The sequence below is a fragment of the Priestia taiwanensis genome, from assembly GCF_014638355.1.
Classification (GTDB): domain Bacteria; phylum Bacillota; class Bacilli; order Bacillales; family Bacillaceae_G; genus Priestia_D; species Priestia_D taiwanensis.
This window is the reverse complement of sequence record NZ_BMFK01000001.1, coordinates 2,066,543-2,089,444: the sequence shown is the minus strand read 5'-3', so window position 1 is coordinate 2,089,444 and position 22,902 is coordinate 2,066,543. Positions and strand designations below refer to the sequence as shown.

Annotated in this window: 27 protein-coding genes and 1 pseudogene; 26 read left to right on the top strand and 2 right to left on the bottom strand. The window is 37.3% G+C overall.

The window, feature by feature from the left end; genetic code table 11:
* The first annotated feature begins 109 nt into the window (after nucleotides 1–109).
* The 21 genes from IEV41_RS10870 (at nucleotide 110) to IEV41_RS10765 (ending at nucleotide 16,879) form a co-directional block, all read left to right on the top strand.
* Nucleotides 110–1,084, top strand: coding sequence for a Tle-like phospholipase domain-containing protein (locus IEV41_RS10870; protein WP_188388400.1), 975 nt, complete (start codon nucleotides 110–112; stop codon nucleotides 1,082–1,084).
* A gap of 22 nt (nucleotides 1,085–1,106) precedes the next feature.
* A complete protein-coding gene (locus tag IEV41_RS10865) occupies nucleotides 1,107–1,574 on the top strand; it encodes a hypothetical protein (protein WP_188388399.1) in 468 nt (155 codons plus the stop codon).
* 139 nt (nucleotides 1,575–1,713) lie between these two features.
* Nucleotides 1,714–1,893 (top strand): hypothetical protein, encoded by a 180-nt coding sequence (locus tag IEV41_RS10860; protein ID WP_188388398.1) that lies wholly within the window; start codon nucleotides 1,714–1,716, stop codon nucleotides 1,891–1,893.
* Entirely contained in the window at nucleotides 1,880–2,230 is a 351-nt protein-coding gene (locus IEV41_RS10855; RefSeq protein ID WP_188388397.1) for an Imm8 family immunity protein, read from the top strand. The genes IEV41_RS10860 and IEV41_RS10855 overlap by 14 nt, the downstream gene beginning before the upstream one ends.
* A gap of 33 nt (nucleotides 2,231–2,263) precedes the next feature.
* Nucleotides 2,264–2,734 (top strand): phosphate transporter, encoded by a 471-nt coding sequence (locus IEV41_RS10850; RefSeq protein WP_188388396.1) that lies wholly within the window; start codon nucleotides 2,264–2,266, stop codon nucleotides 2,732–2,734.
* A gap of 114 nt (nucleotides 2,735–2,848) precedes the next feature.
* On the top strand, nucleotides 2,849–3,277 hold the full coding sequence (locus tag IEV41_RS10845; protein WP_308420337.1) for a barstar family protein: 429 nt from the start codon (nucleotides 2,849–2,851) through the stop codon (nucleotides 3,275–3,277).
* Between the two features lie 224 nt (nucleotides 3,278–3,501).
* Nucleotides 3,502–3,993: an SMI1/KNR4 family protein gene (locus IEV41_RS10840; protein WP_308420329.1), complete on the top strand. Its 492-nt coding sequence runs from the start codon at nucleotides 3,502–3,504 to the stop codon at nucleotides 3,991–3,993.
* A gap of 140 nt (nucleotides 3,994–4,133) precedes the next feature.
* Nucleotides 4,134–4,751 (top strand): hypothetical protein, encoded by a 618-nt coding sequence (locus IEV41_RS10835; RefSeq protein WP_188388393.1) that lies wholly within the window; start codon nucleotides 4,134–4,136, stop codon nucleotides 4,749–4,751.
* The gene (locus IEV41_RS20355; RefSeq protein WP_188388761.1) at nucleotides 4,748–4,915 is read left to right on the top strand and encodes an Imm53 family immunity protein; all 168 of its coding nucleotides are present in this window, start codon (nucleotides 4,748–4,750) and stop codon (nucleotides 4,913–4,915) included. Before IEV41_RS10835 ends, IEV41_RS20355 begins: the two co-directional genes overlap by 4 nt.
* Before the next feature lie 79 nt (nucleotides 4,916–4,994).
* The gene (locus tag IEV41_RS10825) at nucleotides 4,995–5,450 is read left to right on the top strand and encodes a hypothetical protein (RefSeq protein ID WP_188388392.1); all 456 of its coding nucleotides are present in this window, start codon (nucleotides 4,995–4,997) and stop codon (nucleotides 5,448–5,450) included.
* Between the two features lie 88 nt (nucleotides 5,451–5,538).
* Nucleotides 5,539–6,222 (top strand): hypothetical protein, encoded by a 684-nt coding sequence (locus IEV41_RS10820; RefSeq protein WP_188388391.1) that lies wholly within the window; start codon nucleotides 5,539–5,541, stop codon nucleotides 6,220–6,222.
* Nucleotides 6,215–6,889: a DUF7003 family protein gene (locus IEV41_RS10815; RefSeq protein WP_188388390.1), complete on the top strand. Its 675-nt coding sequence runs from the start codon at nucleotides 6,215–6,217 to the stop codon at nucleotides 6,887–6,889. Before IEV41_RS10820 ends, IEV41_RS10815 begins: the two co-directional genes overlap by 8 nt.
* 123 nt (nucleotides 6,890–7,012) lie before the next feature.
* Nucleotides 7,013–7,720, top strand: coding sequence for a 23S rRNA pseudouridine(2604) synthase RluF (gene rluF / locus IEV41_RS10810; RefSeq protein ID WP_188388389.1), 708 nt, complete (start codon nucleotides 7,013–7,015; stop codon nucleotides 7,718–7,720).
* Between the two features lie 174 nt (nucleotides 7,721–7,894).
* Nucleotides 7,895–8,617, top strand: a complete 723-nt coding sequence (locus IEV41_RS20035; protein ID WP_229722192.1) for a ribonuclease E inhibitor RraB — start codon at nucleotides 7,895–7,897, stop codon at nucleotides 8,615–8,617.
* A gap of 62 nt (nucleotides 8,618–8,679) precedes the next feature.
* Nucleotides 8,680–9,981 (top strand): SMI1/KNR4 family protein, encoded by a 1,302-nt coding sequence (locus tag IEV41_RS10795; RefSeq protein WP_188388388.1) that lies wholly within the window; start codon nucleotides 8,680–8,682, stop codon nucleotides 9,979–9,981.
* Nucleotides 9,959–10,921 carry a YxiG family protein gene (locus IEV41_RS10790; protein WP_188388387.1) on the top strand — a complete coding sequence of 321 codons (963 nt, stop codon included), beginning with the start codon at nucleotides 9,959–9,961 and terminating at the stop codon, nucleotides 10,919–10,921. The genes IEV41_RS10795 and IEV41_RS10790 overlap by 23 nt, the downstream gene beginning before the upstream one ends.
* Nucleotides 10,884–11,363 carry a DUF2716 domain-containing protein gene (locus tag IEV41_RS10785; protein ID WP_188388386.1) on the top strand — a complete coding sequence of 160 codons (480 nt, stop codon included), beginning with the start codon at nucleotides 10,884–10,886 and terminating at the stop codon, nucleotides 11,361–11,363. The genes IEV41_RS10790 and IEV41_RS10785 overlap by 38 nt, the downstream gene beginning before the upstream one ends.
* A gap of 19 nt (nucleotides 11,364–11,382) precedes the next feature.
* The gene (locus IEV41_RS10780) at nucleotides 11,383–11,751 is read left to right on the top strand and encodes a hypothetical protein (protein ID WP_188388385.1); all 369 of its coding nucleotides are present in this window, start codon (nucleotides 11,383–11,385) and stop codon (nucleotides 11,749–11,751) included.
* Nucleotides 11,752–12,084: 333 nt separating this feature from the next.
* Nucleotides 12,085–14,661, top strand: coding sequence for a M60 family metallopeptidase (locus IEV41_RS10775; protein ID WP_188388384.1), 2,577 nt, complete (start codon nucleotides 12,085–12,087; stop codon nucleotides 14,659–14,661).
* A 176-nt stretch (nucleotides 14,662–14,837) separates the two neighbouring features.
* Nucleotides 14,838–16,052: a barstar family protein gene (locus IEV41_RS10770; RefSeq protein ID WP_188388383.1), complete on the top strand. Its 1,215-nt coding sequence runs from the start codon at nucleotides 14,838–14,840 to the stop codon at nucleotides 16,050–16,052.
* A gap of 53 nt (nucleotides 16,053–16,105) precedes the next feature.
* Nucleotides 16,106–16,879, top strand: a complete 774-nt coding sequence (locus IEV41_RS10765) for a barstar family protein (RefSeq protein WP_188388382.1) — start codon at nucleotides 16,106–16,108, stop codon at nucleotides 16,877–16,879.
* A 117-nt stretch (nucleotides 16,880–16,996) separates the two neighbouring features.
* Here the strand turns inward: IEV41_RS10765 and IEV41_RS10760 are convergent, their stop codons facing one another.
* Nucleotides 16,997–17,197: a hypothetical protein gene (locus tag IEV41_RS10760; RefSeq protein WP_188388381.1), complete on the bottom strand. Its 201-nt coding sequence runs from the start codon at nucleotides 17,195–17,197 to the stop codon at nucleotides 16,997–16,999.
* Nucleotides 17,198–17,412: 215 nt separating this feature from the next.
* Entirely contained in the window at nucleotides 17,413–18,120 is a 708-nt protein-coding gene (locus IEV41_RS10755; protein WP_188388380.1) for an alpha/beta fold hydrolase, read from the bottom strand.
* A 137-nt stretch (nucleotides 18,121–18,257) separates the two neighbouring features.
* Between IEV41_RS10755 and IEV41_RS10750 the strand changes: the two genes are divergently transcribed.
* From IEV41_RS10750 to IEV41_RS10735, 5 genes and pseudogenes are all read left to right on the top strand, one after another.
* Nucleotides 18,258–19,166 (top strand): LysR family transcriptional regulator, encoded by a 909-nt coding sequence (locus IEV41_RS10750; protein WP_188388379.1) that lies wholly within the window; start codon nucleotides 18,258–18,260, stop codon nucleotides 19,164–19,166.
* A gap of 81 nt (nucleotides 19,167–19,247) precedes the next feature.
* Nucleotides 19,248–20,054: an alpha/beta fold hydrolase gene (locus tag IEV41_RS10745; protein WP_188388378.1), complete on the top strand. Its 807-nt coding sequence runs from the start codon at nucleotides 19,248–19,250 to the stop codon at nucleotides 20,052–20,054.
* 396 nt (nucleotides 20,055–20,450) lie between these two features.
* Nucleotides 20,451–21,509 (top strand): annotated as a pseudogene (locus tag IEV41_RS10740) (chitinase); the annotation flags it as partial.
* Nucleotides 21,504–21,971 carry a carbohydrate-binding protein gene (locus tag IEV41_RS20030; protein WP_229722228.1) on the top strand — a complete coding sequence of 156 codons (468 nt, stop codon included), beginning with the start codon at nucleotides 21,504–21,506 and terminating at the stop codon, nucleotides 21,969–21,971. The pseudogene IEV41_RS10740 and the gene IEV41_RS20030, both read left to right, overlap by 6 nt.
* 82 nt (nucleotides 21,972–22,053) lie before the next feature.
* Nucleotides 22,054–22,899 (top strand): YxiH-YxzG fusion protein, encoded by an 846-nt coding sequence (locus tag IEV41_RS10735; RefSeq protein WP_188388376.1) that lies wholly within the window; start codon nucleotides 22,054–22,056, stop codon nucleotides 22,897–22,899.
* Nucleotides 22,900–22,902: the final 3 nt, after the last annotated feature.

The window sequence follows — 22,902 nt, the reverse complement described above, 5'->3', positions numbered from 1 at the left end:
TTTCGAAAAAATTTTTCGATTTTTGAAGGAATATGATAAATTATGTCGAATTTTCTATACTTTGTGTGCTATCAAGAATCTTTATGCAAACGAGTAGGGGGAAATTAGGTTGAAGAAGAGAAGGTTAGGTACAATGACCTTAGCATTTACGATGCTAATGGGCTACAGCACAACGGCTTATGCCAACACGGAGGTAACTCCAAAAACAAATGAAGGTGTGGAAACACACTACGCAACAGGGGAAGAAGTTCGCGCGAATAAATACTTCCAAATGGAAACAGAAGTATTGGAACAACCGAAGGAATTACATGATGTATTAGAAAAGCCGGGAGCACCAAAGGCAGATTCAGCACCTGCTAGTGGCGAAATGAAGGCAGACGTCCAACCAATGCCAACGCCAAATGTCATGTATTACATGTCAAGCGCAGCGTATTCAGACCATGCAGTAGGTCAGGAAATTGGTGGATGGAAACTGATTGAAGATACGTATACAGATTTCGCAACATCATTCTCAGGCCAAATCTATCGAAAGCCAGCAGAAAATGGTCTTTTCTCTTATGCCTTCGCATTCCGTGGTACAGCGGAAAAGATGGATTACGTTGTGGACCTTCGCACAGTTATGTTAAATAATGCGAAGTTACAATTAACATCAGCAGAGAAATATGTAGAAGAGCGCCTTGCGAAATATGGTCCAACGATGAAAGACGTGAAATATACTGGTCACTCGTTAGGTGGATACATTGCATCATGGATTGCATCGCAAGCACAAGATGGTGTATTACCAAATGGTAAAATGAAACCGTTCTCAGCACTAACATTTAACGCACCGGGACTATCACCAAACGTTATTCCAATTTGGTACCCATCAAAAGACTTCAAATTTGAAGTAGCATCAAAAATTGTGCGTGACAAATTATACCGTTATGATAAAGTTATCCATAACTACCACATTAAATGGGATCCAGTTGCAATCTTCGGTGACAACTTAGGAATCGTGAAAATCTTCAACGCGAAAGACACATACACGAACCCATTCAATTATCATAAGTTAGTACGCTTCTCTGAAATTGATTTAGGGGCGTAATACGTAAAAAGAGGAAGGTTAGATGAATAAAAATATGATAAAGATACTGGCAATTGTCGTAAGTATTTTTATAACGATAGCACTCATTTATTTCATCGCAACAAAAGTTTCAAGCTTTATGAAAGACGCATCCGAGCCAGTAGATGATGGACAGCGTGAGGTAATTGCGTTCCAAGACATCGATCTGAAGTTACTTTCAGAACAAAGCAATCATGCGCTAGTCGATTCGATTAGTTATACAGTTGGTTCTAATGAGAAGAAAGTACGCTATGAGATGTACCCATCGTTCTTCCAGTTACTAAACAAGCACACAACTAACGTACACGAGGAAGAACAACCGAATACATTTAAAGTCTATATCAAATTCGCCAAGCGTCCGAATATCAACGCCGTAACAGACAACGATCCACGCCTTAATGGAAAAGAATGTACAATATACATCGACAAGTCGTTGCTGCAACAAGTAGAGAAAATCGGACCGGGAAGTTGATTACTAGATAGCGAGAAGAAGGCAAGCTTTGAGAGAGGCTTGTCTTTTTTATCCTATAAATTGACCAGAAAAGTTGTTTTGTACTAGTTTAGACGTGTGTCCGACGTAAAGTTACATTAGATGAGAGAGGTAAAGCAACATGGAATATGAGTATGTAGTACGTTGGTGTTCATTCTGCAATCAAGGATGGATTCACATTGTGATAGAGGACATTGTTCAACTGGAACGCGAGCGCCGGAAGAAGGGCGATGCATTTCATTTAGCATTATTCGAGGAGTTTTTAGAAAAGGTAAAGGGAGAATACGATGATTATTCCTAAATTATATGATTTGTTCATTCTAGAGGAAGAATGGGGCAAATACGAGAAAGATTTCAAAGTAACAGTTGAAGCATTCATAGGTAGTAATGGAAAAGAAGAACATGAAGAAGTATTTACTTTCTATGTGGTTAGTCCTACATATTTAGATGTAGTAACAGCAAAGTCTTCTGTTGAAGTAGGACGAGGACTAATCATTATGAAAGATTTCAATATAGGTGTAGTGGAAACGCAAATTACTAGATTATTACCCCATTGTTCAGGAGATACATGGGAAAAGGTATCTATGCTGCTGAATAGATATGGATACGGGGAGTATGAAAAACATCCGTTTTTATGATTAAGATAGATGAGAAGAAGGTGAGATGAAGTGATGGAGAAGTATGAGAAGAAGAAACAGCATTCTATTATCATTAGTACGAACAATGCATTTAATGAGGAGGAAGGTTCTTATGAGATAATTATGAACACAATTAGCAAAGTCGTTCACTTCTTGGATCAAGAGTTTTCTTTATATGAATATCATAAATGTAGATCGAAGGTATCTTTACCTTTTTACGTGGAAGAGAAAGGAATCTTTACTAATAAAATAATTGGATTTTGGCCGTTACATCCTTCAGAGGTGGACAAAGAAGTTGTTTCGGATATGTATATTATTGGTGATAAAAACATAGAGGGATTTTTAAGAGATATACATGAAAGAAAATTCGATTCAATTACGGAGCTGTGGGATTACTTCGAAGATAATTGTGCAATTATGTGTCAAATATATGACTCGGCACATATTGAAGTGCATTCGAAAGATATAGCGATTATTACGAAGATTGATCAGCTTATTGAGTAGAAAAATTAAAGCTAAGATTGTAGCGATAAATATAGTAGGGCATAGAGGAGATACAAGCATGAAACATATGGAGGATATCTACAATCAAGTAGATTATTTAGAAGAAAAATATCCATACTTTATTCCCCAGCAACAAACAAAGTACTTACACATGTAAACAATACGATAGATAAAGTCTATGAGATTAATGGTGAAGAAGTTTGCACGATGCAACAATTTTTCCAGTGGACTAAGCATACGTTGTCGCAAGACCCACGCTTAAGTGGACATGTTAATTTCGATGGTTTGAATGATTCAATATGGGGCGGATTCACAGAGGCCCGTGAAGAAAAAATAGCAATTGTATGGCATCATTCGCATCATATAAGGAATCATGATAGGACGAAGTTTGGAATTCTTGTTGAATGTTTTGAGGAAATAGCGGAAGGTCTTTTGTCAGAAGAATATGGAATAGAGAAGCCAACAACGTTGGAGGTCATATTTTTAGGTGAGGAAGTGCAATACGGGAAGGCTTCAACGAATTTGTACATTAGAGAAGTATAAAGGTGCACTCCGCCATAGCATTACAGTAGGAATGTCGATAGAACAAGCGAAAAAACGAAAAAACTTGAACCTAGGTTAACCTATCATGAAGGTGAAGGAGCCTATTATATAGAAGATGTTGAAGGTGTCGTAATTGAAACAGATGTGAATGGTGCGACGATAGAAATGATTACAGTATATGTATAAAGTTTAATGAAGGTTGATTGGTGGGGAGAAAAATGAGCATGAAATCATATGAAAGAGCAAAAGAGCTGATTTTGAGTAACGACGAATTGGGAGATTTTAATGACGGTGTTTCACATGAATTAATAAAATTGGCCGAGGAAAAGATAGGCTTGAAGTTTACTGGTTCATATTTAGATTTTCTGCAAACATTTGGAGTTGGGGATTTTGGATCGCAAGAAATCTATGGAATTATTCATGAAGACTTTGAGAATTCATCTACTCCAGATGCGATTTGGTATACGTTAACGGAACGAAAGGAAGGAGATTTTCCTAATCACCTTCTTGTTATTTATAATACTGGATTTGGTGAGATTTTTTGTTTAGATTACAGCAATCTTGATGATACACAAGAACCGAAAGTAGTGGCTTATTCTCCAGGATTTGAATTAGAAGTTCAAACATACGAATTAATTGCAGATACATTTGGTGACTTTTTACTAGCCTTAGTGGAAGAAGAGCTGGAAGAAGCTGATGATGAAGATTTCGATTGATATATGAGCTGGTGCTGACTTGATAGTGTTTCACATCATTCATGGGTAAACATTATGTCTAAATGGAGGGGACAAAATGAGATGTTGGATAGAAATAATAGACAATGCCTTTTCTTATTTTCCATCTTTTTTTTGAAGAAATGGCTAGAAAGCATGTTGGATATGTCCCGAAATTAAGTTTAGTTAGTATGACAAGTACTATGGTATTTTATAAGCAAGAAAGAGAGTTATTTCTCCGTTTATGTAGCAAATTAATAGCAAGGTTAGTAGAGAAAGAAGAGATGAAGGAATATCGTTTCTTCTTGCTTTGTGTGGCAGAAAGAGGCCATGAAAGCCCGAGGTTTTTTAATTATTATAAGTTATGGAAAGGACTAGGACGACGTGTTGACCTTCGTAATTTTCATCTAGGGCCAGAAGTGGAGTATATAGAAGATGGAGAGTTACGTTATGTTAGTATCGCTGAATGCACTGTTAGTGATGTGCATAGCGCTATGAAGCTAATGCTTAGTAATTGTAGCAGTTTTGTGATTTTCTTCAGTAAAAGGAAAGATTGTATGACGGAAGCATTTATTCGATCCTTAGTAGAAAAAGTGTACATAGATGGAGAAATAAATTGCTTCAAGCTTGCGTTAACTCGTTGTCTCGAAGGTGACCTTGTATTCAGATGGGGAGATTCTTCGGAGGAATGTGAGTTAGCTATTATCATGTTAGAGGAGTATAAACAGATATTTAACAGTGTTTCTTTTCATGATGAATAAATGATGGAACAACTAATGAAAATAAGCCTTTTGAAACAATTGAACAAGAGAGAACACATGAAGACTGGATACATTGTAAAGTGGAGAATACTATATTTTATGGGTATGGTGGACCTATGAATTTGGCAGAATTACTTCAACTATTTAGAGGGTATTGCGAATAGATGATTAAAGTTCGGAATATTACGTGATAGAAATAAGCTATATGATGAATCATTCTAGCAGAGAGAAGATGTGACGAAGATGAAAAAAACAGCTTTTTGTCTAAGGTTACGTGGTGAGACGTTCTTTCGTGATGAGCTTTGTTGTTTAGGATGGCAATTTGCAGAGATATTGACGCGTCTTATCGAATATACGGAAGGTCATCATTGGTATGTATTTGATGTAGCAGGTGGTGGTCACGTCTCTTTTCTTGAGTTGTTTCCAAGGAACTCGGAAGGAATGTGTGTTATTTGTTCCACGGAAGAGTTAATACAGAAAGTAAAAAAAGTGAATCAATTCGAATCCGGAGTATTCATTGCTATCAAAAAGGGTGAACCCGTGGAATGGGATATTCATTATTTACCAGAAACAGAGGAAGAGGAAGGATTACAGCATCCCCTTGCTGCGATAGAAATTCGCCTTTTTGATTTTTCTTATTTTGAGATATACGGGAATGACTTGGCTGTGGAAAGAATGTTTCAAATGATGGAGAGATAGACTTTAGTAGTACGTATTGATATACAGAGTGAGTGTTCAAACGTATTATATGAATAGGGAAGTAAGCAACGAAGAGGGGATGTACAGAATGAGCAAATATACATTTAATATAACGAGAGACAGTCTATGGAAGGGATGTGTCCTAAGATCTATTGCGTATGCGATTGGTACAGCTCAGTATCCAGAGTTTTCAAATGAAAGCTCGTGGGACGGTTTCAATTACAGTATGCAAGATAGTACGGGAGCACGCGGTACAATTACCTTCCATCCAGATTACTGTATCGTGGCATTTCAAGATTTACATAGTGAGCGATGCCAAGCATTGGAAGAAGCAACTCATTATATAAGAGATGCATCAGAAGCACTTATTCAAGTGGCGGAAAAGGAAGCATTTCAATACTTATTGGATGAAGTAGAGGGAGAAACGATACCGGTTGTGACAACCGCGTTTTGGATAGAAGATGATAAAGCGTATTCGATGGATACATACGAAGACTTCGAAGAGCATAGTGGGTCATTAGCAGATATACTATTAGTAGACTTTGAAACAGCAAAAGAAGTTCTTGAAGAGGAATTTGAGTTTGAAGAGGAACAGATGCATGTATTGGAATCTCTCTATGAAAGAAAAATTAGCTATCCTAATGAGCGAATTATTCTGTCGAAGCGAGAGATAGCGATGCTTGGAGCGGAAGATCCAGAAGGCTTGGAGGAAAGTCGTGAATGTTTCGAAGAAATGAATATTTATTGGGGAACGGAAGAGGACGATGAGTAGTAGTATTCTTACATTATTAGATGGGATACAGAAGCAGTCTGACTCTTTAATGTTAGATAATTTCCATACAGATCTTGCCCAAACGAAAATAAGCATTCTCCTAAAAGATGAAGTGGATTGGATAATTATTTTCCAGGTAGTCGGAGTAGACAAACTTGGCATTACAAATTCGATTTACGCATATAGTAATAAAATTCCTGGGACGTATCATCTATTTACGGATGATGGCATTGTGTTTTTAGATGAGGAAGAAACAGCGTTGTTTAATGATGATGGGGAGTTTATTCCTTGTTTATACAATGGAACAGTGAGTATTCAACAACAAGATGTGACCTATTCTTTTACGCAGCAAGAGTACGAAGAAGCTGGCATTGAGGTTCGAACGGAAGAAGCGTATTCAACATATTTCTTAAGAATGCTATCTTCAAAGAAGGAAATACGTGAATTACTTTGGTTGAGTACGTCACAGATGTTGGATTACATAGAGATGGAAGATGATTGGGAAGCATGGTATGAAACAGAAGAGTGGCAGCATGTAGTCGATGAGAAGGTAAGTGAAAATGTATTCTTTCAATCTGTCGTAGAAGCAATCGAGAAAAAAGATAAAACACGTATTAAACAAGGTGTGCCAAATACACATTGGAAACATTGGATAGATTCAGATTAGGAAAATCAATAAGGGAAAGACATTTCATGGATTATTCGCATGTTTTTTCATAGATAGTTGCAAAGAGAGCTTTAATCCAGTATTTTTATACTATATAATTTTCTACTTAAGGTTGTGTTTATTATGCGTATTAATAAGTTTATTAGTGAGTCAGGAAAAGCATCAAGACGTGGTGCAGATAAATTAGTTGAGGAAGGAAAAGTAACGATTAATGGGAAGGTTGCCAAAATCGGTAGCCAAGTAAATCCAGGTGATGTCATTCGTGTAAATGGTAGCGAAATTCGTGTGGCACGTGATAATGTGTATCTTGCTTTGAACAAACCAATTGGAATTACAAGTACAACAGAAAAGAAAGTAAAAGGGAACATTGTTGACTTAGTAAATCATCCATTACGAGTATTCAATATCGGACGACTAGATAAAGATTCAGATGGTTTAATCCTTCTTACGAACGACGGGGACATTGTGAATGAAATTTTGCGTGCTGAAAATAAGCACGAGAAAGAATATATCGTAACAGTGGACAAACCAATTACACCTGAATTTTTGAAGAATATGTCTGAAGGTGTGAAAATATTAGGTACAAAAACGTTGCCTTGTAAGATGGAACAACTATCGAAATATGTTTTCAAAATTATATTAATGCAAGGGTTAAATCGTCAGATTCGTCGTATGTGTGAAGCACTTGGATACGAAGTGTGCCGATTACAACGTACCCGCATTATGAATATTGAGTTAGGTAATCTCCCTGTTGGACAATGGAGAGACTTATCGAAGAAAGAACGTACTCAATTATTCCGCGAATTGAATTACGAGCCAAAAGAGTGGTAGGAAGAGATAGATCAAAACATGTGAAAGCTGTTTTGATCTATTTTTTTGATAAAATACATATTTAAATAACTTAATAATCTGTTTACATTTACTGATATGGATAATTATGTTAAATTCAGGTTATGTCTTAAAGTTATCGTTTTTTGATGAGTTATCTAGAGAAGGAGTAAGAAAATGAGATTTCCAAATGATGAAGATGGACATGTATTACATACGTTATATAAAGAAGGATTAGATTTCAGTCAGGAACATGTTGTGGATTTTTTCGTAGTAGTGCCAAATCAACAGAGTGGAGAAGCGTTATTACCGCTCATAATGGGAGCTGGATTTGATTGCGAATTGCAGTATAGTGATGAGTATGAAGATTGGACGTGTTATTGCTCAAAGAAAATGTTTGTACGTTATGAAAAAATCATTGCTATCCAACAACAACTGAATGAACTAGGCGAAAAAGTTGGTGGTCATATCGATGGATGGGCTACGCTTGTAGATAATAGTGTAGGAGGAAATGAAAAGATGGCGGAATTGTTAGAAGAGCGACAACGACGTGAGCAAGAAGATATAGAGACGATTGAAGCACTTGCAGAAGCAGGTTCAAATATGAAGAAAGAGCATTATTTAGAGCATTATTTTGTCTTAGATACGATCGACATGGCAGAGAATATTGCAGATGATTTACAGATGGAAGGGTATGACGTATACGAACCGATGGAACATACAGAAGGTGGTAGCGTTGTTTATATATTTGCGGTAGGCAAGTCTTGTATGCCGACGAAAGAAGCAGTATCGGCCGAGACGAAGCGAATGGCAGAATTAGCGATTACACACTTTGGTAGTACTGATTATTATGATGGCTGGGAAGCAGAAGTAGTGAAGAAACGATTTTTCTTCTTTTAAGAGAATGAAGGAGCCTCTACGAGATATATTGTTCGTAGAGGTTTTTTTATGGAGGGATTTTAATGAGAGAGCTAATACGTAAATGGCAGAATACCATTCAAAAAGTAGCTGGTTTAGGCGGAGATACACAGTTTTTTGTAGATGATGTTGCTTCTATAGTGGAAGTAGAAGAAATCGAGAAATCGTTGCAAATAACGTTACCTAAAGAGTTTCGGGAAGCTTTGTTAACTCTATCAAAAGAGGTAAATCTGTATTGGAAGTTACCGTATGATAAGACTCTTCCAGAACCGTTAGAAGACATAGTGGACGGCGAATTGAAGTGGGATATACATGAGTTAGTGGAGTTAAATGAAGGTTACCCACTCAAAGGAATGATTGTATTCTCGTTACTATCATTAGGTGATCGATTAGCGATTGATGTAACACATCGACCAGGAGCAGTTGTGTATTGGATGGACGGAGATGAAGAGGCTGTTTATTTAGCAGATACCTTTGCTATATATCTTGAAACAATAACGGCTCTTCATTTTGTAAACGTTGATGATTTAGGTCATGAGAACTTTATGGGAGAGGCTAGGCTTTCACTTCATACTCCGTATTCAAAAGCATGGATGGAATGGTTTGAATATCCGCTACCCCAAAAAGCAGAGAGTGAAATAGAGCAGTTGTTAGCGATGGTTCTTAGGTATGGCGGTAAAGGAAAGGGAGACAGTAGCATCCTTCACAACATCCCTAAGGAAGAATTGTTCGAAGCTATGACGAATCGACTGATTAGAGGGGATAAGTATGAACAAGTTGTATTAAGTAGAGTACTTGTTAAATTGTTTGGCAGCGATGCCGCGAAATGGATACGTTCACTTTGGCAAGAAGAAACGAGTATACACATACATATACGTTCTTATTTAACAGCGAAGTGTTTGCCACATGCAGAAGGGCTTCTCCTTGTACTGACGTTTCTTGAACAACAAAACCTAGACGGTTCAGAAGTTTTCTATCATTTACAGCATTTCCACTCCCCTCTAATTGTCGAGTGGATGGAAGATAAGGTGAAACTCCCTGTCGACGGCTGGGCAGCATTATTTGCACGTTGTAATCCAGAATGGTCTGTGATGAAGAAATGGATGTATATGGAGAGGCATCATTCAGACATTTTGTTGCATACTTTTCGTTATATGATGGAAGAAGGCCGACTTCATATTACCGGTCTTCCAGAGAAAGAAGTGTTTATTGCCTTTTGGACTAATTACAAAGAGAATGGAAAGTGGAAGCGTAAATTTCATATGATTGATGAGATTATATACGGAGTGAATAGATTCTATGAGGATGTTAAGGGGATGAATAATGAATCTAACAGAGATATTTGATGATTTATGTGGAGCTGTTATTTTAGATATACATATAGATATGTTAAATGACGCAATTACAATGAAATTAAAGATAGTTGAGGATGATCAGATTCGAAATCATGAAGTAGTTTTTCTTGATGTAGCTAGCTATTATTATACGAAAAATGAACAAAATCATCGTTATGACTTCTATGACAGCGAGCAAGTAAATTATTTAGAGGTCACAACGGTTGAACAGCTATATCCTTTAGGTAAGGTAAAGCTACATATACCAGATAACGAAGAATGGAGTGAGTGGTATGGTACGGATGTAAATATTATGCTGGAGATTTGGAATGCAATCTTGTGTATCGATGCTAGAAGGATTTCTTTTGATGGTGAGCTGTTTGAATTAAAGCCAAAAGCAGAATTTGAGTTAACAACAGATACAGAGATGGAAGGGTATGCTAGGTTTGTTCATTATACAGATGTTTATTGTGCAACCCTTTTAGGAGAAGGACAGCATAGTCATTTTAATGATTGTATGAGTTTGTTTCAAGGGCGGATGAATAAATTAATCGTCGCTGGTAATGCTGATGTATCGCAAACGTTAGAAAGGGAACGGGTGGAGCGTTGCATTCCGTATAAGGTAGTGCACGGATATACGATCTTCGAAGCTGTTACACCTGAACAAGAGGAGTATATAGCAGAACTCTTTTACTCTATAGGATCTATCAATACATGGGCTGTTCTTTGTATCGGAGAAGGGGTAGAGATAGAATTTGAAAAGATAAAGCGCAAGAAACTAGTTGAGTATATATTCGGCGAGCGTTGGGAACCAACTTTTCGCTTGAAGCCAGGAACGGCGTGTGCATTTCTTCGGTATGATGGTGCAGATTTAATGTTAGTAGAGAATGAATTTGAGATGGGAGACGTAAAGGATGGAGAATTGGATTCCGTTAACGGAAAAAGAGTATGACCATATTTGGGATAAGGTATATAAAGAGTTGAAGTTTGAACCAAGTATTTCGGTATTTCCATCCTTCCAACTTTCTAGCCCATTTATTACGTACGATATTTCTCATTGCTTTGAAGAGGCTGAATATGATGATTTGGAAGAGAAAGTATGGTGTGTCTTTCAAGAGTTAACCTTATCCAATGAATATATACTGGCACTCGATTGGCAACATGAGTGTTATTGGGTAAATTCCCATTTGAATTTTGGAAAAGATGAATTTGTCGGCCAGATACTATCGCTTTTTCCAGATGGTGATTATTATTTCTTCATTCAAAAGGATTTCAAGTGGGGGTATTTAGGACATCCATGGGAAAAGAGTATTACAATATTCGGGGAAGAACTAGTAAATGCTGTTCACAAGCATAAGCCGAGAATGTTTCATAAAGTTTTGAGACAAAGATGATAGAAAAGGAGAGCTAATTATGAATACGTATCCTTCTGAGCTGGATTTCATTTCTTTGTTTGAGTGTCTACCTACTAAGAAAGATAAAGACGAGTTATATGAGTATGATGAAACAACATTTACATTTGAGGTAGGAAATCATGCATGTGATATAATGATTTGTCCTTTTTATAGCCAATTTTCTCTAGAGGTGAAAACGATAAACGAGAATGAACTAGTATGTTTTTATCATTTCCAAAGTGTGGACCGGATTGAAATACTATCAGATAAAAAAGAACACTCTGCAACCCGTCTATTCATGGAAGGAGATAGAGATAGATTTATGACGATTATGGAGATTACATTCAAACCGAGATTCAAGGTAATAATGAAAGAGATATTCGGATAATAAGTCTAATAGGCTATGAAGAAAAATAGAAGATAGATAGGCGTACATATGTATCTTTAGGTGGATTGAAACAACGCAGGTAAGAAAACAAGTGGCGTGGATCATGGAAAGGAGCGATATCGCTCCTTTTTTCATTATGTACAAACATAAGGAAATTTCACTGTTTTCATGGAGTGGCTAGTAGAATATAACGAGTTATACGGACAACTGTTCATTTGCTTTTTCAATCAATATTCCTGATTTAGCTAGTTAAAAGATGCAAAGAACTACCCTTGTTCGTTTTTGGCGGAATATGTAGCATGTACATGTAACGCATAATTAGGAGGTAACAGCATGTTGAAGGGGAAAAAATTAATAGCAGCAGGATTATGTATGACTACATTGATAGCACCGTATGTAGTAGAAATGCCAAAGGTATATGCGACGGAAGAGATAGGAACGGTGAACGCTAACTATGAGCAACGCACGTTCAACCTTACGGCAAGAGGAGATGTCAAAGATGTGCGTGATATGCACCGACGTGAATTTAGTTTTTCTCCGTATGAACCAACAGGTATTTATGCGAAAGTAGATGAGAATTTAACGATTAACGTAGAAGGAACGGAGTCTATCCAAGCATATATTGGGACGTATGGATATGACAAAGAAAGTCCGAAGAAATTCACGTTACAGCCTGGTGAAAATATCATTTCATCTCCAAATGGAGGAGCTTTATACTTTTCTAATACGAATAAAGCAGGAAATGTAAAAGTAAATGTAACAAGTGGTGGAAGCCATTTTCCACTGTTCATTTTAGGAAAACATACGAAAGCAGATTGGGAAAAGATGCTTGCGACATATAAAGATCCGTACGCGGTAGAGTTAAAAGGAGAAAAATCTCTTATTACGTCTACATTTGCAAGTGTGGAAAAACACATGAAAAATACGAATCCAATAGAGTTACTGAAGAAGCATGATGAATCTATCCGTATTCAACATGCATTATCAGGAATGTCAGCTGATGCGGTTGGTGTTGCGAATGAAGGGGAACACCTTATTCATTTCGCAGAAAATCAGCATCGAGATGGGTGGATGTATGCGACGAATTATCATACTGGCTATCACCCAAATGCGATGGATCGTGTCTTAAATGTAGAGAAATTTACGAAAGATGGATGGGGTCCGTGGCATGAAGTAGGACACCAACACCAGCAAGGACCATGGGAATGGGATGAAGTAGTTGAAGTAACAGTGAATATTTATAGCCTAGCTGTACAAAAGGCATTTGGACAACCTTCTCGTCTGGAAGTAGATGGTCATTATAAGAAGGCAATGAACTATCTTAATCAACCAGAGGTCGGGAAAAATTATAATAAAATTGATGACCCATTCGTTCAAGTAGCGATGTTCTGGCAATTACATTTAGCCTACGGTGATCAATTCTATCCGAAGCTTCATCAATTGTATCGTACAATGCCGACAGAAGAATTACCGAAGTCAGATGTAGAGAGACAACAGCGATTCATTTATATGGCATCAAAAGTAGCGAACCAAAACTTAGTACCGTTCTTTACGAAGTGGGGACTACATCCAACGAGCGAGACAGTGGAGCAAGTAGGCAAGCTAGCATTACCTGAACTAACGAAGCCAATTTGGGAGTCGACAGATAGTAAGCCAATTGTTGAGAAGCAAGTAGATGCATATGTAGCGCCGTACGGAGAAGCAACAACGAACATGCCAAATATATTGATTGGTGAGACGTTTGAGAAGCGAAACTTACATGAATTCGTTCGAAATTTAGGGAAGAACGTGAAACCAGTAAGCATTGTGGAATTTGGAAAACAAGAAGCAGGAACACAACAAATGAAGGTGAAACTAGCAGATGACAGAGGAAATGAGAATGTTATCTCAGTTCCAGTAAATGTTGTATACGGTGATAGCTTTGTTTTCCAAGGATTAAGCAATGATATTAAGTCTGTCGTAACACTTCATCATGACACGAAAAAATTAAGTGCAACAGCAACGAAAGATGACATTCATTATTATTTCAAAGATGAGTTATACATGGGAATGACAGTGTATGATGCGAATAAGAAAGAAAAAGTACATATTGAGGCGATGGGAACAGAAAGCTCGGAGAATTTTGCGAGCAAATTGAATGGCCTAGCATTTGAATATGGTGATATTATCAAAGTGCACCATAGCGAATCAGACCGCTTGAAAGTGTATCAACAAAACAACTTAACACAGCAAGGAAAAGCGCAAGCAACGTTCTGGGAAGTCACACCACAAGGATTTAGACAAATTGATAGTTTAGTAGAAGTAAAAGCTGTACCACAAAACGTGGTAATTGGGGCGACAATGGATGCGAAAGATTTCGTAGAAGTAGTTGGTGGAGGCACACTGGAATATGCGAAATTTGTTCGTACGCCGAACTTCTCAAAAGTAGGAAAACAGACAGTAAACGTAGAAACGAAAGATGTGTACGGAGCGAAGAAAGTAATCGATGTTCCAGTTACTGTAACGTACGGTGATAGTATCGTCTTTACTGGACTTGGTGATGTAGAAAGATCGGTGATGACGCTTCATCATGACACGAAGAAATTCCATGTAACAGGAGGAAGTAGCCAAATTCATTCTTACTTCCCAGACGAAATCTACATGGCAGTAACTGTATACGATAAGAATAATAATGAAAAGAAACATATCGCTGCAAAAGGAACAGACAACTCGAAAGCGTTCCAAGAGCAAATAAACGACATGATGTTTGAGTACGGTGAAAGTGTAAAAGTGTACCACCGCGAATCCAATCGTCTAAAATGGTATGACAATAACACATTTGTTAACCAAGGCAGGCAATCTAAAGCAATGGAAATTACATTTGACGTAACGCCACAAGGGTTTGTAGAGCGTACGAGTATTTTGAAATAAGGATAGAAGGAGTTTTCTCATGTGATGAGGAAACTCTTTTTATTTTTTATTCCCAGTAAATGATTGTGTTTAAAGAGGAAAGTATTTACTTTTCTTTCTTTTTTTATATTATTTTTTTACGGAATAATGAGAAAGTATGATTGTTGGAGAGAGAGAAAGAAAGTACAGGTGAGAAAATGTTACAACAGGTTATGGCGTTTGCGGAGGAGTATATATTTACCCTTTCCACATTGATAATGGTAATCGTAAGTCCACTTTATATGTTAATGATTGTTTATTCCATTCAAAATAGGTTCTTAATAAGTGTCGGTACGTCCGTTGTATGTTATGTTCTGTTTGTCGTGGATATCTATACAAATATCCTTTCAGATGTAGTAGAGAGTTGGTCTCCTATTCCTAGTATATCTGATTATCTTTTTATTTTCTTCATTGCTATTCCTATTGGAGTATTTCAAGGGAATGTAGAGTTGAAAATGGAGAGTATGGAAGAGGATGAAGACGGAACATTGAAGATACTAGTTCAAGAGGAAGCGGAATTTTGTGAATATGTAGAAGAAGCTATAGGTGAGAAGAAGAAGGATGAAGTATGTATTATAATAGATGGAAAGAATTGTAGTAATGTACGTAATTTGTTTCGAGAGTTTGCTTATAAGTTCGAGTTTCCAGATGATTTCAATGAGAATTGGGATGAGTTTGGTGAATGTATGAATGACCTATATTGGATAGAAGAAGAAAGATGTACGGTTTATATTCATAATAGTGATCAATTGCTACAAGATTATGTAGAAGATTTTAATGTATTTATGAGTCATCTAGGGGATGCATGTATGACATGGGACAATGAAAGAGAAGTAGATGGTTTTTGTATGGTCATGCATTGTATACCAGCAAAAGAAGAAGAACTGATGGCGAAGTTAGAAGTGGCTAAGTGTGAGGGGAAATATGTGTATGAACAAGAGCTAATTGAAATTATTTACGACGTGCATACGCTAGAAGGTACAAATTATATTGAGATTCTTCCAGGTGAAGGAGAAATAGAGTATTGGAGTGAGTCTTCTATCTTCTTCAAAGAAGAACATTTTGGCTATATAATGCCTGCATTTGAAAAGTACTATGAGAGGTTTGATTATTGCGGTATAAATGAAATACGTATACATACATGGAATGAAATTCTTGCGGAATTAGAAGAGATAAAAGAATACTTAATGAGTCACCCAAATCCGCATTCATTAGGGCATGTTGTAGGGTTTATTTATGAAGGGGTAGAAGCAGCTTTCATGCAAAACTACGCCGAAAATAGAAACCAATTAATTGTTATGATTACAGATTCCCAAGCATGGATTGAGGAGCAAAGCAAGACAACGAAGGTTATCACTGTGTTGGGAATGTAAATAGAGAGAAGTCCTTTTAATTGAATAAAAAAGTTGAAAGGTTAGGGGTATAAGTGGAAAATATAGTTTCGTTTTTGCAGAGTGAGTTATTTTTCCCGGTAACCGTGAGGGTGTTAATAGTAGGTGGGCTGATTGTTAAGATGATATACGATTTTCTTCGAGAGAAGTTATTTATAAGTGCCAGTATAGGAGTGGTTTGGCTGGCCTTTGTACTTATTGTTAACTATACAGAGTGGAGAGAAGTGGATATAACAGATATGCCTATTTCCGGCTGGGTAATACCTATTCTTTTTGTTGTCCTTACTATCTTCATAATTGGATGGGAAGAAAGAAAGAAGGATACGAGTGAACGATTTTCTCTAATGGTGAAAGAAGAAGGTGCATTTTACGAGTATATGGCAGAGTATCCACTAGATAAGAGGGATAAGTTTGTTTATGTATCAATAGACGGAAGTAAGTGTCGGGATATAGATAGTTTATTTCAAGAGTTTGAAAGGAAGCTAAAGTTTCCAAGTCACTTCAAGCACGACTGGTCGAATTTTGAAGTGTGCATAAATGATTTAAGTTGGATGAAAGCACCAGGGTATCTCATCTTTATTTGTAATCTTGATCAAGTGCTCCCCGAGGATGATGAAAACTTTGAAGTATTTATTCGTTCGTTGAAAAAAGCGTGTAGGGAATGGAAAGTGAAGAAACGTATCATTTTAGGGGTGGATTTGTATATTGAGGCTCATTGCACACCAGATAAAGAGGCAGGGATGATGACTAGGTTAGAAAAAATTGAACTAACAGAAATAAAAGTGATAAATAGGACTATACCTGAATAGTATTTAACTTATTTGTGGGATACGTAGAATGAATGTATCTTGTAGGTGTATAGTTAACGAACTATACATGTTGATTCATCTTAAGATATAGCATGAAGTAGCCGAATGGCTGCTTTTTTATTTGGTTTGATATTTTTTTTGTTTCTTAATATCTTGTACACTCATTATGAATAAACCGAAACTTGCTAGAGTGAGTAAAGCTCGCAGCCAATCGAAGGTATGCCCTGCTAATAATTTTGAGGTTAGTAGGGAGCCATTATAAAGAAAACTAAGAAAAAATATAATCAATTCCCATTTTAAAGACTTCAATCTTTTCATAATGCTTGCCTCCTAAGCGTAATTTAATAGTTCCCTTTATATTACAAGGGATTACTTTGAACAGCAAGATAGGGACAATTAGTGTGAGGTGATTGAGGAGATATAAATAGTATTTGGAAAAATTGTTGGCGAATATGTTGAAAGAATTTCTAGCCAATTTCCGTTAACTAAAAAAGTCAGGATTATTCATGTGAATAGTCCTGACTTTTTTAGTATTAACGTAATTGGTGTAAATGCTCTACAAGTTCATCTGGCTTCGAGAAGAACGGAGAATGATCCGCTTCTAGCGAGATGATTTGTTTGCATGGTGTTTCTGTATTCATGATGCGTTGGAAGTCGATTGGAATAGCATTGTCCAATGTTGTCTCCATGTAATAACGATCTACACTACCAAATTTCTCTTCAGAAATGCTTATCTGTTGCTGGAATGGTGCTAATGCTTGAGGACGCATCTTCTTGAAAGCCGCTTCTTTAATTGCTTCATCATTTGTTGCGTTTAAAAATGTATTTTCAATCGTTTCGGGTACAAGGACAGCGGTCATATCAGCTTCATTCACCGTGAATTGAGGCCCTTTTTGTCCTGTTAGTTTTGAACCAAGGCTTTCACCATTTTTCGGTAAAAATGCGCCAACATATACTAATTTATCAATTTTGTCCGATACATGTTCGGCTGTTTGTGTAATGACAATGCCACCCATGCTATGCCCAACTAGAATAACTTTCTCATTTTGTTGGTTAATGACATCGGCTACTTTCGTAACGTATGCATCTAATGTTACTTGTTGTGGATGTGTCATATCTTGTCCACTTCCCGGTAAATCAAGTGTAACGACTGTGTGTCCTAATGATTCTAATTTCGGCTTTACTAGTTCCCAAGCCCATTCTCCTTGCCATGCTCCGTGAATTAATACATACGTACTCATTTATGAATCTCTCCTTTATCGTTCACTGTAGTTGTTCTCACTTCAATTTCTATCCTTAGTGTATACTAAGCACATTGATAAATATAATGAAGGTTATTTATGAATGATATAAATATCTTTTATAGAAGGAGAAATAGATGAACCTGTTTGATTTCCAAGTTTTTAAGTATGTAGCGAAGTTTCAAAGTATTAGCTTGGCGGCGAAAGAATTACATATGACCCAACCAGCTATCACACATATTATCAACAAGATGGAGAAGAGTTATGCTTTAGCATTATTTGAGCGTTCAAGGAGTGGAACAATTCTTACAGATAGCGGCAAGAAATTATTGGTGAGCGTGGAGCGCCTTCTTGAAGAATATGAAAGGTTAGAGGGTGTAGTAGCTGAGTTGCAAGGCAAGCATCTTTCGACTATTGTGTTAGCGACATATCCATCTGTAACACTATACTGTTTAGCGGAATGTATGCAATCAGAGGATTTCAATCAAAGCAAGTATGTATTATCTGTTCGCGAAGGTAATTACGGGAAAGTTGTAGAGTGGTTATCTTCTGGAAAAGCAGATTTTTCGATTTGCAGGAAGGAAAACGTTATAAAAGGTTTCCGCTATGAAGTCATTGGAGATGATCCATATGTTATGGTTTCTCCAACAACTGTTCCAGCGAATCTTACGATAGAAGATATAAAGAAATATCCATTTGTAATGCCTCTGTCAGGGTGCAAAGAGGAATTAGAACCTTATCTAATAGCGAACAATATTATTATTAATAAAGTGATGGAGTCAGAAAGTATCACCTCTACATTAGCACTGGCACAACAATTAAAAGGTGTCACCATTGTGCCGCTATCTAGCTTGAACAAGCATATCCGACATGAATATACTATTCAACCAATCGAAATTAACATTCAACGTGAGCTTATCATGCAGTGGTCTTCGAAGAAGGAAGTGGATACGTCTTTCATGTCATTTATTCGTCATTTGTTATTTCAATTACAAGAACGAGCAAAGAGAAGAGACCTACATATAGAGGCGAATTGTACCGAATGATAAAGATGGACAACTAGTTGACGAATATCTAGCGATTGCATGCCATACGATGGAGTAAAGGTCCAATGAGGGGGCTATGCGATGTATATTGAAGTGGAGAAAGGCGTTCATCTGTTTGTACAAGATATTGATCCTGGCCCTGGTAGTAAGCCTATTTTTTTCGTTCATGGATGGCCGTTAAATCATAAGATGTTTCAATATCAATTTAATGTGTTGCCACAGTACGGTTTTCGTTGTATTAGCATGGATATTCGGGGGAATGGTCAATCAGATAAACCGTGGGGAGGATATTCGTATAATCGTTTAGCGGATGATCTAGCAGTTGTATTAGATGCATTAAAGTTGGAAAATATCGTGTTACTTGGTTTTTCGATAGGAGGAGCCATTACCATTCGTTACATGTCGAGGTACGGTGGACGTCATGTAGCGAAGTTAGCGTTAGTGGATGCGGTGTCTCCAGCTTTTGTGAAAAGTCCTAATTCTCCTTACGGTGTCCCAAAGGAACAAGCAACAACACTTATTAATCAAATGTATGACAATCTTCCGAAGTTCCTTGATGATGTATCATTAACATTTTTTAATCGAAATTTAGGTGCGGCTACATTAAATTGGTTCGCTGAGCTTGGACGCGAATCTGCTTCGTACGCACTTATTAAGTTGTTACAAGAAGCGGCACGAGAAGATGTCACCGATGATTTAAGCAAAATTAATGTTCCGACAGCAATTTTCCACGGTGTTCACGATCAGCTTATTCCATTTAAAAGTGGGGAGCTTACGAATCAGAAAATCAAAGGCTCACAGCTATATCCTCTTTACAATAGTGGACACGGCTTACCAATTGATCAATCACATGAGTTCAACAAACTGTTAATGCAGTTTGCGAAATAAGGCATCTCCAAGTGGAGGTGCCTTATTTCATATGGAGAATGAAACAGAAGAAGAAATTTCTCGTTAGTTGTTTTTTACTATATGAGGAGGTTTTTGACTACTATTCGGAATATTTCGGCCTAGCTATGTGATTTATACAGCTAATCTGTTAAGTAGGATGTAAGTTGAGAAACTTGTCGTCTATTTCTGGAGTTTAGTAGCTGTTTTTAGAGGTTTTTAAATCTAGTTTTTATAGAAGGATTCTGACAGGAATTAACGAATTTAAAACAAGACGGCATATATGGAAGAGAGATTAGTAGAATCGATCATCCTAGCATATACCGCCTCTTTTCTGTTGTTTATTTTTACATAAAACAGGCAGTATATAGCCTCATTTCATAAAAGGGAGTGGGAATGATGAAGGGGAAAAAATCGTTAAATGTTTCATTAGCTTTAAGTATGGTAGCAGCAGGGATTGGGTTGACTACACAACAGCTTGTCTCTAGTGCGAACGCAACAACACAAGTCGTGGATGCGGCATCTCAAATGCCATCTTTGGAGAACAAACAAGTTCTTGTTGGGTATTGGCATAACTGGGCACCAAAAAGCGATGGGTACCAGCAAGGAACTGGTGGTGATGTGAAACTATCTGAGACACCAGCAGGCTATAATGTTATTGATGTTGCATTTATGAAAGCGGATGCAACGAATCGTATGCCGACATTTAAACCGTATAATATGACTGACAGTGCGTTTCGTGCTGAAGTAGCGAAATTAAATGCACAAGGTCGTGCTGTTATTATTTCATTAGGTGGTGCAGATGCGCACATTCAGTTGCGAACAGGAGATGAGCGCCCTCTTGCAGATGAAATTATTCGTCTTGTGGAAACGTATGGATTTGATGGTTTAGACATCGACTTAGAACAAAATGCGATTACAGCAGGTGATAACCAAACAGTAATCCCAGCGGCACTCAAGCTTGTAAAGGATCACTACCGTGCAAAAGGTCAAAACTTCCTTATTACAATGGCTCCAGAATTCCCGTATTTAAGAACAGGTGGTAAGTATGTTCCGTATGTTCAATCCCTAGATAGCTATTATGATTTTATTCACCCACAACTATATAATCAAGGCGGTGACGGTGTGACAGCCGCAAATGGAAGATGGCTTGCACAAAATAACGATGCAGTAAAAGAAGATTTCTTATATACAATCTCAACACAAATGGCAACTGGAAATGGTTTTGTTAAGATTCCAGCACATAAATTAGCGCTTGGTCTTCCTTCGAACCCAGATGCAGCAGCGAACGGTTACGTAAGAGACCCACAAGCGATACAAAATGCATTAAATCGTCTAGCGGCAGATGGTAATAGAGTGAAAGGATTAATGACATGGTCAATTAACTGGGATGCAGGTGTAAGTAAAAGTGGCGTTGCCTACAACAATGGCTTCGTGAACACGTATGGACCGATGATTCATAATAGTACACCACTACCAACTGATACGACAGCACCGTCTGTACCAAGTAATCTCCAATCATCATCACAAACAAGCTCAACGATTTCCTTACAATGGACAGCTTCTACTGATAATAGAGGAGTAAGAGAATATGAGATTTATAGAGGGACTACGAAAGTTGGTACATCAACAACGACTACATTTACAGATAGTAATTTAACTGCTAATACAGCATATTCATATACAGTAAAAGCAGTTGACACAAGCGGGAATGTATCTGGCGCTTCAGCTGCGCTTAGTGTTACTACAAAAGTAACTGGTCCAACTCCAAATCACCCAGCATGGACAACGGGTGTAAGTTATAAAGTTGGCGAAAAAGTAACATACAATGGGAAAACATATGAGTGTACGTACGCTCACACATCACACATTGGCTGGGTACCGGATTTAGCGACGACGCTTTGGAAAGTGGTTCAATAGATTGTTTTCATAGACTAATCCTGAGAGATGGGTTAGTCTATTTTTATTTAGAACATGACAGGATAGAAAGGTACATACTAGTATGGAAAAGATGTATGTTAAAAAGGTAATTGATTTCAAGGAAGATAGCACGAAAAAGATATGGATTGACCGAGAAAATAATCTTGTGCTATTGGCGATAGATGAGAAGGGTGAAGGATATATTATGCATTCTAATATGACTACTTCTGTTCAAAGATATTTCCCTATAGATACCGAATTCAATCTAGATTATTTGTTGTTTGTGCAGCCAATTGGAGTGGAGAATTGGTTATTAATTATGTGGGGAGAAGAAGGAGAAGACAATCGGGCGGTAATTGTGAATGAAAAAGGAGAGAAGATAAGTGAATTCGACGTTGGTGAAGGGATTGCAGATTGCCAAGTAGATAAGGACGATATTATTTGGATTAGTTACGTTGATGAAGGTGTGTTCAGTGGTCATACATTAACACAAGATGGTATCATCGCCTTTAACAAAGACGGTGAGGTTGTTTTTCAGAAGTACGGTCAATTTGTAGATGAAGGAATCGTTCGACCAATTAATGATTGTTATGCAATGAATGTGACGAATGATAGTGTATGGCTATGTTATTATTCAGACTTTCCGCTTGTGCAGTTGAAAGATGGGAAGATTCATAGGCAGTGGGATGTCGAGCCATATATTGAGCGCCCACATGATTTTGCGGTTGGAGAGGATAAAGTATTATTTTGTAGTTCGAATAAGTTAGAAGTTTATTCTTTAACAGATAATGGTGTCTTTTCTGCTATTCCGTATAACGAATATGATGAAGAAATTCAGTTTCATCATTGTTTTGGTCGAGGTTCTATTCTTTATTTACAAACAGAAGAGGCGCTATATTGTATAGATGTGAAAAATTCCGATCGATAGTGG

Bases quoted from the DNA above. Each gene is read 5' to 3' on its own strand.
- IEV41_RS10865 (WP_188388399.1), top strand. From the start codon at position 1,107: ATGAATAAAAATATGATAAAGATACTGGCAATTGTCGTAAGTATTTTT.
- IEV41_RS10860 (WP_188388398.1), top strand. From the start codon at position 1,714: ATGGAATATGAGTATGTAGTACGTTGGTGTTCATTCTGCAATCAAGGA.
- IEV41_RS10855 (WP_188388397.1), top strand. From the start codon at position 1,880: ATGATTATTCCTAAATTATATGATTTGTTCATTCTAGAGGAAGAATGG.
- IEV41_RS10850 (WP_188388396.1), top strand. From the start codon at position 2,264: ATGGAGAAGTATGAGAAGAAGAAACAGCATTCTATTATCATTAGTACG.
- IEV41_RS10840 (WP_308420329.1), top strand. From the start codon at position 3,502: ATGAAATCATATGAAAGAGCAAAAGAGCTGATTTTGAGTAACGACGAA.
- IEV41_RS10835 (WP_188388393.1), top strand. From the start codon at position 4,134: ATGGCTAGAAAGCATGTTGGATATGTCCCGAAATTAAGTTTAGTTAGT.
- IEV41_RS10825 (WP_188388392.1), top strand. From the start codon at position 4,995: ATGAAAAAAACAGCTTTTTGTCTAAGGTTACGTGGTGAGACGTTCTTT.
- IEV41_RS10820 (WP_188388391.1), top strand. From the start codon at position 5,539: ATGAGCAAATATACATTTAATATAACGAGAGACAGTCTATGGAAGGGA.
- IEV41_RS10815 (WP_188388390.1), top strand. From the start codon at position 6,215: ATGAGTAGTAGTATTCTTACATTATTAGATGGGATACAGAAGCAGTCT.
- rluF (WP_188388389.1), top strand. From the start codon at position 7,013: ATGCGTATTAATAAGTTTATTAGTGAGTCAGGAAAAGCATCAAGACGT.
- IEV41_RS20035 (WP_229722192.1), top strand. From the start codon at position 7,895: ATGAGATTTCCAAATGATGAAGATGGACATGTATTACATACGTTATAT.
- IEV41_RS10795 (WP_188388388.1), top strand. From the start codon at position 8,680: ATGAGAGAGCTAATACGTAAATGGCAGAATACCATTCAAAAAGTAGCT.
- IEV41_RS10790 (WP_188388387.1), top strand. From the start codon at position 9,959: ATGAATCTAACAGAGATATTTGATGATTTATGTGGAGCTGTTATTTTA.
- IEV41_RS10785 (WP_188388386.1), top strand. From the start codon at position 10,884: ATGGAGAATTGGATTCCGTTAACGGAAAAAGAGTATGACCATATTTGG.
- IEV41_RS10780 (WP_188388385.1), top strand. From the start codon at position 11,383: ATGAATACGTATCCTTCTGAGCTGGATTTCATTTCTTTGTTTGAGTGT.
- IEV41_RS10775 (WP_188388384.1), top strand. From the start codon at position 12,085: ATGTTGAAGGGGAAAAAATTAATAGCAGCAGGATTATGTATGACTACA.
- IEV41_RS10770 (WP_188388383.1), top strand. From the start codon at position 14,838: ATGTTACAACAGGTTATGGCGTTTGCGGAGGAGTATATATTTACCCTT.
- IEV41_RS10760 (WP_188388381.1), bottom strand. From the start codon at position 17,197: ATGAAAAGATTGAAGTCTTTAAAATGGGAATTGATTATATTTTTTCTT.
- IEV41_RS10755 (WP_188388380.1), bottom strand. From the start codon at position 18,120: ATGAGTACGTATGTATTAATTCACGGAGCATGGCAAGGAGAATGGGCT.
- IEV41_RS10750 (WP_188388379.1), top strand. From the start codon at position 18,258: ATGAACCTGTTTGATTTCCAAGTTTTTAAGTATGTAGCGAAGTTTCAA.
- IEV41_RS10745 (WP_188388378.1), top strand. From the start codon at position 19,248: ATGTATATTGAAGTGGAGAAAGGCGTTCATCTGTTTGTACAAGATATT.
- IEV41_RS20030 (WP_229722228.1), top strand. From the start codon at position 21,504: ATGATTCATAATAGTACACCACTACCAACTGATACGACAGCACCGTCT.
- IEV41_RS10735 (WP_188388376.1), top strand. From the start codon at position 22,054: ATGGAAAAGATGTATGTTAAAAAGGTAATTGATTTCAAGGAAGATAGC.